At 39.8% G+C, this 832-nt stretch carries 2 protein-coding genes; both read left to right on the top strand.

What is annotated here, in order from left to right; all coding sequences use genetic code 11:
- Positions 1-160: 160 nt before the first annotated feature.
- Complete coding sequence (locus AACR11_RS15835) at positions 161-415, top strand: type II toxin-antitoxin system Phd/YefM family antitoxin (RefSeq protein ID WP_017191055.1); 255 nt, start codon at positions 161-163, stop codon at positions 413-415.
- A complete protein-coding gene (locus tag AACR11_RS15830) occupies positions 408-677 on the top strand; it encodes a Txe/YoeB family addiction module toxin (protein WP_017191054.1) in 270 nt (89 codons plus the stop codon). The genes AACR11_RS15835 and AACR11_RS15830 overlap by 8 nt, the downstream gene beginning before the upstream one ends.
- Positions 678-832: the final 155 nt, after the last annotated feature.

The raw sequence follows: 832 nt of genomic DNA, 5'->3' as shown, positions 1-832 counted from the left end.
ACTGTTTAAGAGTGATTCGCAACGCGTGGCATTTTTACTATGCGTTGCTCACCTTAAAAGGCTCGTTAGTTGCCTTATTAATACAGCATGTTCAATTTAATGTACAAGTAGAATAATGGACGCTATACTTGTTCCATTAACTGTACATGTAGAGGTTCTTATGAGAATTGTATCTTTTACTGAAGCTAGAAACGGCCTTAAAGCTGTTTTAGACGGTGTAGTTAATGACGCAGACACAACAGTCATTACACGTCGTGACTCTGAGGATGCTGTGGTTATGTCTTTAGATTACTACAATAGCCTTATGGAGACAGTTCACTTACTACGCTCTCCTCAAAACGTTGAACACTTAAACCGTTCTATAGCACAGTACCGTGCAGGTAAAACAACAGCACAAGAGTTAATTGATGAGTAGTAGTCAACGTTTATTGTCGTGGACTAATGACGCTTGGGGTGACTATCTGTATTGGCAAACTCAAGACAAGAAAACACTCAAACGCATCAACAAACTCATCAATGATACCAAGCGCTCCCCATTTGAGGGCATCGGTAAACCAGAGCAGTTAAAAGAGAACTTGTCTGGTTTTTGGTCTCGTCGTATTGATGACACTAACAGACTTGTTTATGCAGTTGATGATCAAGCGATAACGATAATTTCGTGTCGCTACCACTACTAAATCAGGCTCAGGGATCTGGCATCCAACAAACGACGTTTAAGACGTCAACTTTCTTGTTAAAGGCTTGGTCTATTACCAAGCCTTTTCGTTAGAGGAAACTCATTTAACATAAACACCCCTGATATTAGATGTTAGAAAAATCCTTAGAAAAGCCT

This window comes from Vibrio sp. L85, from assembly GCF_963871815.1.
Classification (GTDB): Bacteria; Pseudomonadota; Gammaproteobacteria; order Enterobacterales; family Vibrionaceae; genus Vibrio; species Vibrio harveyi.
This window is presented reverse-complemented; position numbering and strand designations above follow the sequence as displayed.

Bases quoted from the DNA above. Each gene is read 5' to 3' on its own strand.
- AACR11_RS15835 (WP_017191055.1), top strand. From the start codon at position 161: ATGAGAATTGTATCTTTTACTGAAGCTAGAAACGGCCTTAAAGCTGTT.
- AACR11_RS15830 (WP_017191054.1), top strand. From the start codon at position 408: ATGAGTAGTAGTCAACGTTTATTGTCGTGGACTAATGACGCTTGGGGT.